This is a genomic window from Hahella sp. HNIBRBA332, from assembly GCF_030719035.1.
Classification (GTDB): Bacteria; Pseudomonadota; Gammaproteobacteria; order Pseudomonadales; family Oleiphilaceae; genus Hahella.
On record NZ_CP132203.1, the window covers coordinates 900,911 to 917,489 of the forward strand.

Genomic DNA, 16,579 nt, shown 5'->3' on the forward strand with positions numbered 1-16,579 from the left:
CCTTAAACTTTGAGATCAATATCTGATGTTTGAATTAATAAAAAGCGGTGTCGCCAACAGGAAGCGAACCGCGCCGGCGCGCCCGTCAATGCAGGTGCGTCGGCGTATACGACTAGCGGGCGATACTGAGTCCGCGACCGATGCCGTAGTAATCCAGTCCGTGTTTTTTTACGGTTTCAGGATCGTATAAGTTTCTACCGTCGAAAATGACCGGGCTCTGCAATGTCTGCTTGATCATTGCAAAGTCCGCTGCGCGGAAAGACTTCCACTCGGTGCAGATGACCAGCGCGTCAGCGCCTTGCAGCGCGGACTCTTTAGTGCCCACTAAAGACAGGTCGTCGCGGACGCCGTAAATACGCTGGGTTTCTTCCATGGCTTCCGGGTCATATGCGCGGACTTTCGCTCCGGCCCGCCACAGTGCTTCCATCAGCACGCGGCTGGAGGCTTCGCGCATGTCGTCGGTGTTGGGCTTGAAAGACAATCCCCATAACGCGATGGTTTTGCCTTCCAGCTTGTGATCAAAATAGGCGCTGACTTTTTTGAACAACGTTTCTTTCTGACGGTAGTTAACCGACTCTACCGCCTTCAACAGCTGCGCGTCGAAATCAATGCTGTCTGCGGCGCGCACCATGGCCTGCACGTCTTTAGGGAAGCAGGAACCGCCATAGCCGCAGCCCGGGTAGATAAAGTGGTAGCCGATACGTGGGTCCGAACCAATGCCCTTACGTACGTTTTCTATATCCGCACCGAGCTTTTCCGCCAGATTGGCGATTTCATTCATGAAACTGATTTTCGTCGCCAGCATGCAGTTGGCGGCGTATTTTGTCAGTTCCGCCGAGCGTACGTCCATAACAATCATTCGGTCGTGGTTACGGTTGAAGGGCGCATAGAGCTCGCGCAGCTTTTCGACGGAGCCCGGATTCTCTGAGCCTACAACGATACGGTCGGGTTTCATGCAGTCAGTGACCGCCGCGCCTTCCTTCAGAAACTCAGGGTTGGAGGCGACGTCGAAGTCAATGCTTTCGCCACGTTCGTTCAATTTTGCGGCGATGGCGGCGCGCACTTTGTCCGCGGTGCCGACAGGAACGGTGCTTTTATTGATGACCAGCTTTGGCGAGGTCATGTGGCTGGCGATGGTGGCGGCGACGCCCAAAACATACTTGAGGTCCGCAGAGCCGTCTTCATCCGGCGGCGTGCCGACAGCGATGAATTGAATTTCAGCATGCTCGACGCCCAGTTTTGCGTCAGTTGTGAATTTTAGCCGGCCCGATTCAAAGTTAGCCTCTACGATAGGCGTGAGGCCAGGTTCGTAAATTGGAATGATCCCCTTCTTCAGGTTTTCAACTTTCGCCTCATCGACGTCGACGCACATTACATCGTGTCCGACATCGGCAAGCACGGCCGCCTGAACAAGGCCTACATAACCGATTCCAAATACTGTTACTTTCAATTCTCTTCTCCTTGAAGATTAATTCAGCAATTGGCTGTTTTTTGTATTCGGCGGCGCGCAAATAATATTCGACATTCCGCTTAAATGAAGACTTACAAAAAATACGCCAGATTTATTACAGGTTTTACTTACAGCATGAAATTGTTCATTAATCGCACCCCGGAATAGTGGAGTCGGGGTTGTATCAGGTTGAGGCCGCCATAAAATTGCTTAAAGAATTTGAGATGTAAACTCTTTTTGCATCAAAATGGAGCCCCGAAGAATACATTCTGTCGCGACCGCTCCTCTTTGGGGCGGCGCGGGGCCTGTAGCCGCCGTAACCAAGCTGTAATACGCGAAGATACATTAAATTCCTTTCATGAAATGAAATTGTCTTTCCGAAACATTATTGTGTTAAAAGCTGCTTCACGGACGAATACAGACGCCTATTACAATACCAGAAGTAATGCCATGTTATTTATAGAACTTTTTGGCTAGTACAAAGGAAATATATGTGTGCGTTTCCGGTATTTTATACGTATAGGAGTACATTCTTGCTGAATTTTATAAGGTTTCATCCGTATTAAACGATATAATGCGACCCACTCGCAGAAGTGGAACCTTATAAAATTTTTCATAATGAACTTAAGAATGGGCATGTTTTAATGCGCGCGGCGTTTTTTTGTCGCAGGCATGCTTCCTGCTTGGTCATCTGATGGCTGAGATGAAACGAACCATCATGTTTGTCTTAGGTGCTAACAATCTCAAGTAATGCTAAAGGACTATGAAGAATGACAGTTGGCGGTAGTACCAAATCTAAACTTCTTTTTAACTTTAACAAGCATATAAAAAAATCCGTCCGCGATCGTCGCGGCGAGCTTCGTATTCTGGCCGCCTGCATCGCCGCTCTGAGCGGCTCTTCGGCATGGGCGGCAGCGGAGCCTTTTTCTTTCTCCGCAGGGCCGATCAATGTGTACCCGCAGGTGAAGGTGGAAGAAAAGTATAACGACAACATCTACCTGCAGAAGGATGACAAGAAAGAATCCTTCGTCACTATCGTTTCCACAGGCGTAATGCTGGAGGCGCTCAAAGGCGATGATAGTTACTATCTTGGATATAAGATGAGTTCAGGCAGCTACGCCAGCGCTCACACTGACGACTATATCGACCACTTCGTCAACGGCAAAGCGTTCTGGACGCTGAACCACCGCAACACGCTGGAATTGCTGGGGCGTTTTGAAGCAGGACATGAAGATCGAGGCACTGGCATCAAGCAAGGCCCTGACGTCGCGCCGCTGGAAGATCTGATCGAATACGACCGTTCCGCCGCTGCGTTGACCTATACTTTCGGCTCCAAAACCTCAGACGGGCGTCTGACGCTGAAGCTGGCTGGCGCACAGACTGAATACACCAATCAACGGGACGAGACCCGTCTGCGTGATCGTCGGACTCTTGAAACCGGCGCAGGCTTTTATTGGCGCGTGGGCAACAAGACCGGTCTGGTGCTGGATGTGTCGCGGACGCATACGGATTATATGAATGATCCGTCTCCTTCGGATGGCGCCGGCGGGAGCAAAGACAGCGATTACTACAAGTTTTTGGCTGGGGTTTCCTGGGCGGCTACGGACATTACCAAAGCCACTTTTAAAGTCGGGCGCGCGGAAAAACGTTTTGAGGACGAGAATCGCGAAGACTTCTCCGGCGCCAGTTGGGAGACCATCGTCGACTGGGCGTTGAAGCCTTATTCAAAGCTGCGTTTCACAGTAGAGCGTAGCGCAGAGGAGTCATACGGAAGAGGCGACTTTATCGACGAGAAACAGGTCGGCGCCTCCTGGACGCACAACTGGAACGATCGGGTTACGAGCAAGGTCGCATACAACTGGACCCGCGATGTGTACGAAAATGATCCCGAGTCCCGTAAGGATGATACTTCCGAAGCAACGCTGGCGTTGGATTACGCGTTCAGGGAGTGGTTGAACGTTGGCGCGTCATGGAGCTTTAAAGACAGAGATTCAACATTGGACAGCTATTCCCATACACGCAATCTGGCGACCATATACGTTAATGCAGGGTTTTAAAGTTAAATGCGGATAAAGTATCTTGTTCGTATCGAAATTTATACAGGTGTGGTGTTTGGATGAATCATTACAGGAAGCATTGGGTAGCCATGGTCAGCGGTGTGTTTCTGTCCGCTTTGATGCTGCTGGCTTCAATATTGATTCCGGCGCAACGGAGTTTTGCGGAAGAGGGGTTGTCTGAGTATACGCTTGGCTCTGGGGATTATGTGCGTGTTCAAGTGTATGGCGAAAGTGATTTGACGCTGGAGGCGCGGCTCAGTGATGCGGGTACGGTCTCTTACCCCTTTTTGGGAGAGATCAAGGTGCTGGGTATGACAGTGAGCCAGTTGCAGGAGCTAATCGCAGAAGGTTTGAAGGATGGGTATTTGGTCGACCCCAAAGTCAGCGTCACCATATTGGAATACAGGAAGTTTTTCATTAACGGCGAAGTAAAGAATCCGGGCGGATTTTCCTATCAGCCTGGGTTGAACGTGCGTAAGGCTGCGTCGTTGGCTGGCGGTTTCACCAACCGCGCAAACAAGAACAAGATTTTTATCATTACCGAAAACGATCCGAATCAAACCCAGCGTCCTGCGGACCAGAGCACTCGCGTGCATCCAGGGGACATTATTATTGTGGAAGAGAGTTTCTTTTAAATGGATAACTTAAGATCAACGCCGCCGCGACATCTGGCGGACACGCCCGGCGACAAAGAGATCATCGATCTTCGACGTTATTGGAACGCTATTCTTGAATACAAATGGGGCATTGTGTTTTTGGTCTTGCTGGCGGGCGGCGCCGGCTATGTGGCGCTCAAGTACATCAAGCCAATGTACCAGGCGACCACGACGGTGCTGATCGAGAATAACCAACCCAAAGTTATTAACATTCAGGATGTTTATGGCCTGAACAGCAATAATCAGGAATATCTGCAAACCCAATACGAGATTCTGCGTTCCCGCAGTCTGGCTGAAGAAGTGGTGAAGCGGCTGGAGTTGGTCAATATGCCGGAGTTTGATCCGTTCCGGCAAAAAGCCTTCAACTGGAAAGAGTGGGTTCCGCTGGCGCAGATTGAATCCGTGTGGCCATTTGATCCAGAGATGCTCGACTTCATGCGCATCAATAAAAAGCCGTTGTCGGAAAAGGCCAAGTTTGAAGCGGTGGTCGGCATATTCATGTCGCGGTTAACGATTGACCCGGTGCGCAACACCCAGTTGGTTAAAGTCCGCTTTGACGCCAGGGACCCTAAAATAGCGGCGTTGATCTCCAATGCTACGGCGACGCAATTTATTGAAAGTCATCTGGCTGCGAAAATGGCGCTGACAGAGAAAGCGACCATGTGGCTGGGAGAGAGTCTGGAAGGGCTGCGCGATAAGCTGCGTGAATCTGAGAAGCGCTTGCAGGAATTCCGTGAAGCTGAGAAATTGGTGGATGTAAGAGGGGTTAAAACCCTGAACGCGGAAGAGTTGTCCAAATTAACCGAGCGTAATGTTGAGGCGCGCCGGGTGCGTATGGAAGCCGCCAACGTGTATCAACAGATGACTATCTTCGGCGAAACGCCTCCCCCCGAATACCTGTTGGAGCTGCCGGCGATTCTGGAAAACCCGTTGGTGCGTTCTTTGAAAGAAAGACAGGACGATGCGCAACGTAAAGTGGATGAGCTGAGTAAGCGTTATGGCGAGAAACACCCGAAAATGATTTCCGCGATGGCGGAGCTGAAGTCCGTCAAGTCAGAGTTGGAAACCCAGTTGCAGCGCGCTGCGCGGGGTATCGAGTCCGCCTATAAGATTTCGGTGGAGAATGAGCGTTCAATCGCGAGACAGCTGGATCAGGCCAAGAACAGTTTGCAGGGTGTAAACCGGAAGGAGTTCCAGTTGCGTGAACTGGAAAGAGAGGTGGAAACCAACCGCAAGCTATACGACTTGTTCATGTCCCGCGCCAAGGAAACCCACGAGGCGACAGGTTTGCAGGCGGCGCATGCGCGTATCATCGACTCGGCGATTCCGCCAGGGTCGCCCTATAAGCCTAACAAGAAAATGATCTTCCTTATGCTAGTCATGGCTGGTTTTGGCTTGGGTGTTGTGCGCGCTTTCATTCGTGACGCTCTGGATAACACTATTCGCAGCACCGCCGATATCGAGGAGAAATTCCGTCTGCCGGTATTGGGGTTGCTGCCGCTGGTAAAAAGTAAGAAGTCGAAAGCGGCGTTTGAAGGCTTTCTGTCCTCCATGCACAGTCACTTCGCGGAATCCATCCGCAGCTTGCGTACAAGCTTGATTCTCTCCCGTGTGGACCAGCCGTATAAGGTGATTCTGGTGACGTCTACGGTTCCGGGTGAGGGTAAGACCACCGTAGCGTTGAATCTGGCGGAAGCGCTGGGACAGACTGAAAAGGTGCTTTTGATAGATGGCGATATGCGCCGTTCTATGCTGGCCAAGTCGATTGGGTTGTCGCCAGACACTCCTGGATTGTCTGACCTTGTGGCCGGCACCGCGGAAGTGGAGCACTGTCTGCATCGTCTCAATGGCACCAAGGCAAGTGTATTAACGGCGGGGACGCAGCCCACTAATCCATTGGAGATGATTTCCAGCAACCGTTTCCACTTGGTCCTGGCTGTTCTCAAGAAGCGCTATGATCGCATTATCATCGATTCTGGACCCACTCAGGCGGTGAGCGACTCGTTAGTGTTGTCTTCTTATTCTGACGCGGTGGTTTATATCATCAGGTCTGAAGATACGCCGGCGCCGCTGATTCAGAAAGGCATTAAGCGTCTGCGTGAGGTTAACGCCAACCTTGTTGGTGCAGTATTGAATCAGATTGATGTGGCGAAGCGTAAGAATCAGCATGAATACATTCATTATTCTTCTTACAACACCTATCCGCTCAAGGAAACGAGCGTGACAGCGGCGAAAACCAAGCGTCGGGTTGAACCAACCGGAGTGTAGCTGTTCCAATAATCTGAATCACGAAGCCCGCTTGTACGCGGGCTTTTTTGTGCATGAGATGTGCATTCTATGCCGTGTAAGAGTGTTGTTCTTAATCGCCCCGCTCAATGTTGGAATGGAGGGGATGAGGGTTTTCGGAGCTAACGCCTTCGCTGCTCCTTCGTCATTTCTCCCTTCTTAATAGTGGTATTTATTGCCCGTCTTTTACTCGTCGTCAGAGCCTGACAGCGGGCGTTATAAACTTTGTTTGTATGTGGTTTTATATTGTTGTTTGTACCGCTGAGATGCGGGTTGGAGCAGGAATAAGAAGTAAGAGAGAAGTTGTTTAATGGTTGGCGGGGATGCTGAGATATGTGTGGGTTGACGTGGAAATAAGCTATGTGAGCTTAAGTGGCGGATAGTGTTTGTCCGTCCAATCCATCACCGGATCTGCAGAATGTGCGGTATGTCTGACTGGATGCTTATTTGTTGAAATTACAAAGCTTTTGCAGGAGTGAAAATAGTGTGTGGGGAGAGAGGGCGGCCTTTCCCGTGTTGGTGGGAAAGGCCTGAATTCGGTGCGGTTCTAGTAGGCTTTTTTACCCACGAAACCTTTGAAGACGGTCATAAATATAATCTTGAAGTCCATGCTCAGCGACCAGTGGCGAATGTACTCCAAGTCATACCAGATACGGCCGGACATGTCTTTCATTTCTGCTGTTTCGCCACGGAAACCGTTGACCTGAGCCAAACCGGTAATGCCAGGTTTGACCTTATGGCGCAGCATGTAGCCTTTGATATGCTGGCGATAATACTCATTATGCGCAACCGCATGTGGACGAGGGCCGACAATAGACATGCTGCCGCCAAGAACATTGAAAAACTGCGGCAATTCGTCCAGAGAAGTGCGGCGCAGGAAGCCGCCAATTTTAGTCAATCTAGAGTCATTCTTGGTGGCCTGTTGAATGTTATCTCCATCCTGACAGACCGTCATTGAGCGGAATTTCCAAACCTTGATAGGGCCGCCGCCAATGCCGTAGCGAGTCTGCTTGAAGAGGACGGGGCCAGGCGAAGTCAGCTTCACCGCTGCGGCGATAATCAGCATCGGAATCGCTGTCACCATTATAAAGAACAGGCCCAGAGCAATATCAGTCATACGCTTGGCGAAGCCGTGATCCACCAGCGGAGAATCATAAACGCTGATGGCGGGAATGCCGCGAATGGTGGTCAGGCGCGAGTACAGCAAGTTGAAGCTGAAGAAATCCGGAATAACGTAAGCGGTAACGGTGGTGTCCGCGAGTCTGTCCATCATGTCTTTGATTCTACGCTCAGCGCACATTGGCAGAGTGATGTAAATGGTGTCGACCTTGCCGCTATGGACATCCTCATAGAGTTTGTCAAAGCCGCCGCACAGCGCTTTTTCTTCAATAGTGACGCGTCGCGTCAAATCCGTCATATCTACACGGTCGTCGTAAAAGCCGGCGAGCTTATAGCCGAGCCAGGGCATATTGCTCAGAGAGTCGTAGAGTCTGACGCCCAGCGTTGTGGCCCCGACAATACCAACGCGTTTGGAGCTGACATTGCGTCTGCGGATGCTGAACAGCGCGAAGCGACGCAACAAGTGCAGACTGACCAAGCCTGTTGGTACAGCGATCGCCCAATACGCCAGCGCCTCCAAATTAATGTTCGGCAAAAGGCCCAGGATGGCGAAAGGCGAGATCAGCACCAATGCGAACATCCAGGATCTAACGACATACCATGCAAGCTTGCCGGTAGTCAGGCCGCGCATAAGATAATAAATCTGGCTAATTTCCGCACAAAAGCCGAACGTAATAACGAACATGATGCTCAGCCAGGAATAAGATTCATTCCAGGCCACATCAAAAAGCGCTAACGTTCCCAGCAAGCAAAAATGGATAGCCAAGCTATCTATTGCGCGAAATAGAGCGAGAATTTTTGAATATTGCGGCCGAATCAGTGGCGACATGCCAGAGCTTAGCTCCGGTTCAGTCTTCGAACCGCTAAATTGAAAGATTCCCATGATCAGTAACTCCTCCTGGACGCCGGCGAAACAGGATTCCGGCCTGCTAGACTCTCTTTATAAAGGCATTTTTCGGGCCACAACATAAACTGCGCTTATTTATATATATGCGTATATTCCACAGTGCTATAAATGCACTGATTTGGTGACTGCTTATTACGTTGTGACCCAACTCCGTACATGTTCGGCTAACTATACAGTGATCAGATTACATATTTTTTATTAAATAAAACTCAGAACGAGGATCGGCGACTAAACTAACGATTATTTTGTATTCCGTAAATCGGACATTTAGCCATATTTTCAATTAGATTGTTTATTTGCGACGGCAATACCAATCTCCGCCAAACTCTAAAATTCCCTGCGGCAAATGCGTTTGCTCCACCAGTTTATTAAAGTGGTATAAATTGATCGTTAACTTTGCATTCATCGTTTTCATGACAGGTTTGTCCGCCTTAAAAACGATAACTGACGGCATTTCCGAGTCGTAAAAATCTTTTAGGTCGGCTTTGGCGTGGAGCACAAGTTTATGCGTAAGTTTACTAAATTCAACTGTTATTTCACCTGAGCAGGCATCCAGAGTCTTGCGTACGCTCAATCCTTCGATTGATGGATAAAATGTCACGTTTTCTGTTGGTGACTTATACTTGCCCGCCCAGAGTTCTATTGGAACTCCTCCGTCTTCTCCGCCTGAAAACATCAGCCTGGCCTTATCCGACGTCGCCATAATATACGCGAAGCCTTTTCCTTGATTTATGGTCCATAGCTTATCGATATAGGCGAGAGCTTGTCCTTCATGAGAGACAGACTGATCGCTATATGCATAACGGGTCAGGGTGCCGAGGCTAAACACGAACCAGCGATTTTGTATAAATGGCAACTCGCCAATAAGCCCAAATGGGGTGGCTCCCGGGTTTGGCCAACCCCAGTAATGATCATGGGTTCCAAGCCTTTCTGATGCGAAATAGAGATCAGGAAGGGTCAGCTCAATACGATTTTGATTCGCTTCCACCACGCCTGGGATGCTATAGCTGAAGGCATAGGGATCATTTGGATCGCCGCCGGATAGCTGCACGTCGTCAAAAAAATAGTCATACACTCTGGTCGCGCCCGTCCGTGGCGTAAACACCACGTGAATATAGCCTTTCTCCTGCAGGCTGGGCGCGTCTTCCATGATGTAAGTCTGCAGGCTCACCTTTATATAACCTACGGCTGGATCGTTTATGTAATAAAACCACTGTTCATTCCAAGGGCTTTGGGTTGGCGAATGTGGCTTAATATCGTCCAAAGTAGTCGCTGCGGCATAATTAATGAACAAAGTCATTAATACGGTTAAGGCGCGTAATATCATTTTCAATCTCCGGATAAATTGCTATCCATAAAAAGATTTATATCTTTTGGTCTAGTTCTAAGCAGGATAAAAACCGCCGGCGTTCATATATTGTACTGATGCCCCCAGCGGTCTTATTGCCGAATTAATACATCGTTACATCGTTATATATGTTCCGTTATCGACATATATTGGCGTCGCCGTAATAGGCTCCCGTGGTGCAGGAGGTTCCGGCTGTGCAATGTTCATCCGATTGGCAATAACATTCGCCTCTTGCGTTGCAGCCGGGAGTTAAATAATTATCGAGCGGATCTTCTCCGCTGATTCTGCGCCAGAAAGGGTTTGTGAAAATATTGTAAGGATCCATTTCCGCTTTAAAGGCGAGAAAGTCATTCCATTTTGGATAACGAGTCGGCATATCCTCAAATATGGCTACGGAGTTTTTCCCCCAATGCGGTCGCGCGTGGTATTTACGGAGGGACATTTGTTCTATTTCAAGGTTAACGAAATAGTTTTTGGGAACTGCTGCGCCTTCCTGTCTCAGTGTGTATTCGATGCCCAGGTAGGCGGAGTCACGCCCTGCGTTCATGCCCAGGTAGCTGGGAGAAGCTTTCCCAAAACGAAAATAAATGCCGTTTAAAGGAAAGCAGGTACGCGGATGCGCGGCGAGTATTTTTCTGACGTCAGCGATCCAGGAAGGTAAGTCGTCAATGGGAATGGCGACTTCCTGTAAGGCGATAGGCAAGCGGTCCCAGATACATTTATTGGGATCTTTGCATTTGAAATACTGCATACGGTCGGAGTGGCCAATGGGGGACTCCAGCACTTTTCCCGTGTCCACATCGCGGTAATAAGAGGTGGAGCGACTGCTGAACCTCACCGCCGCCGCCAGGCACTGCAAGCCGGACCCAGGCGCTTCGTGCAGTGCGTCAAACAGCAGTCCGAAGAAGAATTCCTGGGCGTCGGAAACGTCAGCCTGTGCGTTGTAAGCGTTTCCGGGAGTATCCAAAGGAACGGGGTTGTAGGTAGTGACTGTGTATCTGCCGAGACCGGGGAACCAGGCGATATTGGCGGAATAGTTACTGCGGGCGATGTTGAGGATAACGTCTTCCAGCTTATCGTCGAAGCGAAAGCCTTGCACGCTGGCGGCGACTTTAAAGGCTTCTTCCAGTTGAATGGTTACTTCCACCACCACGCCAAGCACACCAAGATTTACTCTGGCGGCGTTAAGCTGTTCGCCCGTGAGAGTGCGCACATCGCCAAGGCCGTCGACGATTTTCAGCTCTGTTACATAATCGGCGATCATGTTGCTGGGTTTGCTCAGCGTGGAGCCATGGGTGCCGCTGCCTAGCATGCCGCCGATGGTGAACGTGCCGAGTTCGGTCACCATATTCACCGCCAGCTCCTGGCTGCGCAGGAACTCATTCAAGTCATTGAAGCGCATGCCTGCCTGTACGGTGATGGTTTTGGAACTGGCGTCGAAAGAGACGACCTTATCCATATTTTTCAAGGTGATCTGAACCTCGCCGTCCTGAGTGCAGGCGGCGTCAATCTGACTGGCGAACTTGCGGTTGCCCGTCATGACAGTGTGTCCATCAGCCAGTGCGTTACGGACGATGTCCTGTACTTCTTCTATGGAGGCGGGGTCATAAATGGCCCCGGGAGAGCACTCATAAGTGCCTTGATAGTTCTGTAGTTTTTCGGACTCCTGATTGCGGGAGTACAATGATACGGAAAAGCCGGAAACAAGAATTAGGATCAGCAATAAAAGACTGGTTTTTATACGCGTCATGTTCGTTCTCCAAAAAAGTTATGCTTATTTTTTTGTGGGCCGAACCAGCGCATTCATGAACTGCCTGATATGCGTCTAGCTGAATCTCGGAAGAATGTAGGTTTCAAGGACCTCCCTGACTTGTTGTGAGTGACATGGCATTTTTTCGCGGAAAAAGTCGGCGTAATTTGCTTTGTAGGCATCAGCCGGGCGGGGGCCGATTTCCGGTCGCCATAGGGCGTGGTTGGTGGTGGCGAAGTTCAGATCTTGATGTCCAAGTATGCAAAGGGGTCCCTGCGCCAGATTGCGCGCGTCGAACAGCCAGAACTCTTTGCCGTTGGACTGGGGGCCGCTGGGGTGTTTGCGTACGACGGCGGTGAAGATATAGCCGTCGTCCTGGGCCAGAGAGCCTGGTCGCGACATAAACTGCGGGGTGCGCATCACACAGTCTTCGGGGAACTGATAGGCGTCCGCAATGAGCATATTGCGGCAGTCCATGTGTATCAGCGCCGAAGGAATGGCGGTTTGCGGCAGGCTGTCGTTATTGAACAGACGGTTGGGGTATTTGCGATATGCATCCGCCACCCGTTTGACCAAATGTTCGGGTCGATAGCCTATCGCGGCCCAATAGATATGGTCGAAGGTTTCTGGAAACTGGAAATGCCCGCGGTAGGCCGGGTCGTTCATGTCCCACAACAGATGTTCGTCGCGGATAAGGCGGAAATCCTCTTTGATTTCCCAGGCGGCGTCAGCGCTGACTTTAATGCGCGCCTGCACCAGTCCGCCGACATCCACCGGCGCTGTAGGATACCCGGCTACGTCGGAAGGAACCCAGCCGCCAAAGTGCAACAGCTCCAGGTAAAACTGCTGTTCAGACTTATCCATCGCTCCCAGATACTGTCCGTATAGTGTGACTTCACCGTCGTAGTCGTCGTAGTTGCACATGATGTCGGAGGTATCGAAGTCCAGTTCGATATAGTCCGCCACGACCTGTTCTGCGCCGCTGGTCAGGTCCGCTTTGCGGATGATCCACACGGGAGTGCGGTGCTTCTGTGGAATGACGATGCGGGTTCCCATGATGCGGGTGGCTTCTACTCTGGCCGCGGTTTCGAAGATGAGAATATGGTTGCGGGTGACGCCAAGGGAGTGGGCGGTGGCGGTGAGAAAAGCGTTGGCGCCCTGGCGACTAACCACGTTCCAGGCTTCTAGCGCTCCCTGCAAGTTCCACCTGATCAGGCGTAGATAACCATCGGAGGTTCCCAGCTCGCCCATGACGCCGCCGTAATTGATGGTGAAGCACTCGCCGCGCTCCAGGTCAAAGAACGGATGCCCGGTGGTGCGTATTTGAGGGAACAGCCACTTGTCTGGAGTCAGAGCGTCTGCGATGGGCGGAAGACTGGTGCGCCATTCGCCTGGATTGCCGACAGGCGTGACCAAGTCCAGACTCATGGCGTCGAACTCATAGGGAGGGCCGCCTTCGTAACTCAGTGCGAAGCGGTTATCCCCCATGTAATTCGGCGCGGTGTTGCAATAGTTCATGAACCCCAGGTTGGGGCTGTAATAGACCGTGCCTCCCAGCAAATAAAATTTGTCGAACAGCCCACTGACATGCTCCTGCATGATGGACGAGTGGGTTTCGATCATTTTGCGCTTGAAGGCTGTCTGATTGGGGCCGAAGTCGAGGCGGGTAAGGGCTCCTTTGCCAGTGGGCGTCAGTTGATTGCGCTCCAGAGGAATTCCCTCCGCCATAAACACATGGCCATGTATGTCGCCAGGCAGGGCGCCGGCGATGATATCCAGCACCCCTTCTGATGAGGTCAGGTCTCCTTGCATAATCGAAGTCGGAAATGAGGACTCCGGCAAAGAGGGATAGTAAGCCAGCGCCGCATTAGGCATTAGTGAGACGGCTCCGGCGGTCTTGATGAAATCTCTCCGATTCATGCTCTTTCCCTGTGCGTTATAAATAGAAACGTTAAATATGAACGGCGTTAAATAAAAAGGGCTGGGCGCCCTATGAACAAGGCATAGTGTTCTCCGTAGTTAATAGACGGCGTGGTTACTCAATCCGGGCGAGGCGACATGAAGCGGGTATTGCGATGGGGCGATCCAACTTATCCATGTGCATATCCTTGGGCGGGGCAGGGCGCTGGTCCCTGTCCGGCCGGTCGTTCGATCCGGTCGTTTGGGATTACATCTGACTCACGCTTCTTCGAATGAAGAAAACATGACTGATAGTCGCATCATCAAATATAAGGGATAGCAGATGGCCATTAAATGTCCAATTAACGAAAGCAATAAGTTCGTTTTTGTTGGATAGGGCGATGAAATTAACGATTGTCCACAGTCCCTAGGGTAAACGGCCAATCGAGCTCAGCGCCGAAACTGATTAAGGTGTCGCCCTTGAAATAGCGTGCGGAGGAACGTCCCGCGACGCGTTGTCCAAGTTGTTGAAAGTAATGGTGATAATTTGTCGCTTATGGATGCGGATCCTAACTGCCCAGTCAATTTCCGTCGCCATGATTATCGCCGTATTAATTATGGGAGGGCTTTCAGGCGCAATGCTTCACGTTCTAAATTCTGTTTGTCATAATGCGGACATATCACCCTTGGCTGGGGTGCGGATCATCAGCGGCGCGCTTCGCGCCCGACATGCCCTGAAAATGCGTGCAGACGCGCTTTCTGAAGGAAAGGACTCAAGCTCCGTCTACGCCGGTATGCTTGAACATCGAATGACCGATATGTGACTAATGGACTGGAGCTGCAGCGTGATCACCGTGTCTCCTCAAATTCCCAACTATGAAATGCTTGATGAAGTCGCTGAAGGTGGGATGGCCAAAGTGTTCAAGGCCAGACAACTTCTCGCGGATCGTATCGTCGCCATCAAGATTATTTCTCCGGCTATCTGTCTCAACAAAGAGTTCCGTCAACGGTTTATTCAGGAAGCGCAAATCACCGCCAAGCTGAATCATCCGAATATCATTCAGATATACGACATTGCGCCTTTTGAAGATACCTTCTTTATTTCCATGGAGTTTATGGAAGGCGGCTCATTGACTGAGCGCATCCGCTCCGGTCGCCTGACTAGAGACGAGTCGACGCACATTATTCTGCAGTTGGCGGAGGCGATGAATTACGCCCACAAGCTGGGCTATATTCACCGCGATATCAAGCCGGGCAATATTTTGTTTCGCGCAGATGGTACGCCGGTGCTGTCGGATTACGGCATCGCCAAGTCCCTGTATCATCGCGGCGACCTCACCACGACAGGCTCGATACTGGGCTCGCCTCCTTATATGAGTCCTGAGCAGGCCATGGGGCGGCAGCTTGATCATCGCGCCGACTGGTATAGCCTGGGCATCGTGTTCTATCAGATGCTGACGGGGGCCGTTCCGTTTGAGGCTACCGATCCGATCAGCCTGGGCATCAAGCACAAACAGGAACCGCCGCCGCCGTTGCCGTCGCATCTGCGTATGTATCAACAGTTGATGGACTTGTTGCTGGCGAAAGAGCCAGAGCGTCGACTGTCGTCGCTGGACGAGTTTCGCGCCCATCTGGAAGCGATTAAAAATGTCCCGGTGGATACGGAAGCGACCTGTCTGTTTACCGTCGAGTCGCTAAAAACGGCCCATGGAGAAACGGCGGCGCAGGAGAGCCCTACGTCTACCCGCAGAACCGAACGGGGCGGCTCTGTGTCCTCCGGCGTCTGGCGCGCGTTAGGCGTTGCCTTGATGATCGCAGCAGTAGTGGGATATGGGGCGTATAAAAATATGACCCGGCCTGCGCCGACATTTCCTTTCGTCGTGGTGACGGAGCCGGTGGGGGCGACAGTGACGTTCGCCGGCGAGGAGAGCGCCTATACGCCTGGCGCGCCGTTACCGGAGGGCGACTATGAGGTAGAGGTGACCGCCAAAGGGTTCTGGCCGAAAACCTTTACTTTGAATCACAGCGCCGACCACCGCTCGCATTATGTTTCGCTGAAGCCGGCTAAAACCGCCTTTACGGTGGATGTGACGCCTGCGGACGCGAAAATTCGTATTCTTAATATTCAGCCCAAGTACGAAGAGGGCATACCGCTGGATCCAGGCCGCTATTTATTGGAAGTCAGCGCGCCAGGATATGAGAAGCTGACCCGATGGACGGAAATCAGCGGAGAGCAGTTTACCGAACAGGTGTTCTTGGTTGAAAAAGATGCGCTGGAATCTCTGAATATCGCCTTTGTTGATATTCCCGGCGGCAAATACCGCATGGGCTTTGATGACGGCGGCGTATTATGGGGCGGCGATCCAGGTCAGGAAGTGACGGTAGCGCCGTTCAAGATCATGGCGTATGAGGTGACCTTTGAGCAATGGGACGCCTGCGTCGCCGATGGCGGTTGTACGAACAAAGCGGATGATCGTGGATGGGGCCGTGGTCGTAATCCGGTGATCAGCGTGAGCTGGAATGATGCGGAAGAATTCGCCGCCTGGCTGTCCGCTAAAACCGGCAGAAGCTTTCAGTTACCCACCGAAGCACAGTGGGAATACGCTGCGCGTGCAGGCAGTCGCAAGCGTTTCTCTTGGGGGGATCAGGTCGGCCACAAATTCGCCAATTACGGCAAAGACGATTGTTGTGGCGGTTTGGTGAGCGGCGCCGATAAATGGCAATTCACATCGCCAGTTGGCTCGTTTCCCGCTAACCAATGGGGCGTGTATGACATGCATGGCAATGTGTGGGAGTGGGTGCAGGATTGTTGGAGTGAGTCTATGAAAGGCGTTCCGGCGGATGGTTCCGCGCGCACGGCGGGAGACTGCAGACGCCGCGTTCTGCGTGGCGGCTCTTGGTACAGTCCGCCCAAGTCAATGCAGTTGGTCAGTCGCGACGCCAATGGCGTTGATGTCCGCTATCAAGTAAACGGATTCCGGTTGGTGGAGACGCCGGCTCAAGCTCCCGCAGCGGGGGGCGCCGCTCAATAGGCGAGAGCATTTGCGGGTTGCTTTGGTCAACCAAGGCGGTACTCTAGCCGATCATAAAAATAGTTATGACCGGAG

Annotated in this window: 9 protein-coding genes; 4 read left to right on the forward strand and 5 right to left on the reverse strand. The window is 51.5% G+C overall.

All coding sequences use genetic code 11. The annotated features are described in order from the left end of the window. Positions 1–112 precede the first annotated feature (112 nt). A complete protein-coding gene (locus O5O45_RS04260; RefSeq protein ID WP_305904032.1) occupies positions 113–1,450 on the reverse strand; it encodes a UDP-glucose dehydrogenase family protein in 1,338 nt (445 codons plus the stop codon). Positions 1,451–2,220: 770 nt separating this feature from the next. Here O5O45_RS04260 and O5O45_RS04265 point away from each other — a divergent pair. The 3 genes from O5O45_RS04265 to O5O45_RS04275 are packed head-to-tail and all read left to right on the forward strand — an operon-like array spanning position 2,221 to position 6,431. Continuing rightward, a complete protein-coding gene (locus O5O45_RS04265; protein ID WP_305904033.1) occupies positions 2,221–3,507 on the forward strand; it encodes an outer membrane beta-barrel protein in 1,287 nt (428 codons plus the stop codon). 59 nt (positions 3,508–3,566) lie between these two features. Continuing rightward, positions 3,567–4,142 carry a polysaccharide biosynthesis/export family protein gene (locus tag O5O45_RS04270; RefSeq protein ID WP_305904034.1) on the forward strand — a complete coding sequence of 192 codons (576 nt, stop codon included), beginning with the start codon at positions 3,567–3,569 and terminating at the stop codon, positions 4,140–4,142. After that, on the forward strand, positions 4,143–6,431 hold the full coding sequence (locus tag O5O45_RS04275) for a GumC family protein (RefSeq protein WP_305904035.1): 2,289 nt from the start codon (positions 4,143–4,145) through the stop codon (positions 6,429–6,431). Between the two features lie 565 nt (positions 6,432–6,996). Here O5O45_RS04275 and O5O45_RS04280 read toward each other — a convergent pair. The 4 genes from O5O45_RS04280 to O5O45_RS04295 form a co-directional block, all read right to left on the reverse strand. Then, on the reverse strand, positions 6,997–8,451 hold the full coding sequence (locus tag O5O45_RS04280; RefSeq protein ID WP_305904036.1) for an undecaprenyl-phosphate glucose phosphotransferase: 1,455 nt from the start codon (positions 8,449–8,451) through the stop codon (positions 6,997–6,999). Positions 8,452–8,767: 316 nt separating this feature from the next. Continuing rightward, positions 8,768–9,802, reverse strand: coding sequence for a hypothetical protein (locus tag O5O45_RS04285; protein ID WP_305904037.1), 1,035 nt, complete (start codon positions 9,800–9,802; stop codon positions 8,768–8,770). A 157-nt stretch (positions 9,803–9,959) separates the two neighbouring features. Further along, on the reverse strand, positions 9,960–11,573 hold the full coding sequence (locus O5O45_RS04290; protein WP_305904038.1) for a D-arabinono-1,4-lactone oxidase: 1,614 nt from the start codon (positions 11,571–11,573) through the stop codon (positions 9,960–9,962). A gap of 75 nt (positions 11,574–11,648) precedes the next feature. Next, positions 11,649–13,493 (reverse strand): carotenoid oxygenase family protein, encoded by a 1,845-nt coding sequence (locus tag O5O45_RS04295; RefSeq protein ID WP_305904039.1) that lies wholly within the window; start codon positions 13,491–13,493, stop codon positions 11,649–11,651. An 824-nt stretch (positions 13,494–14,317) separates the two neighbouring features. Here O5O45_RS04295 and O5O45_RS04300 point away from each other — a divergent pair. Continuing rightward, a complete protein-coding gene (locus O5O45_RS04300; RefSeq protein WP_305904040.1) occupies positions 14,318–16,504 on the forward strand; it encodes a bifunctional serine/threonine-protein kinase/formylglycine-generating enzyme family protein in 2,187 nt (728 codons plus the stop codon). Positions 16,505–16,579 lie beyond the last annotated feature (75 nt).

Coding starts and splice junctions, on each gene's coding strand:
- O5O45_RS04265 (WP_305904033.1), top strand. CDS start 2,221: ATGACAGTTGGCGGTAGTACCAAATCTAAACTTCTTTTTAACTTTAAC.
- O5O45_RS04270 (WP_305904034.1), top strand. CDS start 3,567: ATGAATCATTACAGGAAGCATTGGGTAGCCATGGTCAGCGGTGTGTTT.
- O5O45_RS04275 (WP_305904035.1), top strand. CDS start 4,143: ATGGATAACTTAAGATCAACGCCGCCGCGACATCTGGCGGACACGCCC.
- O5O45_RS04280 (WP_305904036.1), bottom strand. CDS start 8,451: ATGGGAATCTTTCAATTTAGCGGTTCGAAGACTGAACCGGAGCTAAGC.
- O5O45_RS04285 (WP_305904037.1), bottom strand. CDS start 9,802: ATGATATTACGCGCCTTAACCGTATTAATGACTTTGTTCATTAATTAT.
- O5O45_RS04290 (WP_305904038.1), bottom strand. CDS start 11,573: ATGACGCGTATAAAAACCAGTCTTTTATTGCTGATCCTAATTCTTGTT.
- O5O45_RS04295 (WP_305904039.1), bottom strand. CDS start 13,493: ATGAATCGGAGAGATTTCATCAAGACCGCCGGAGCCGTCTCACTAATG.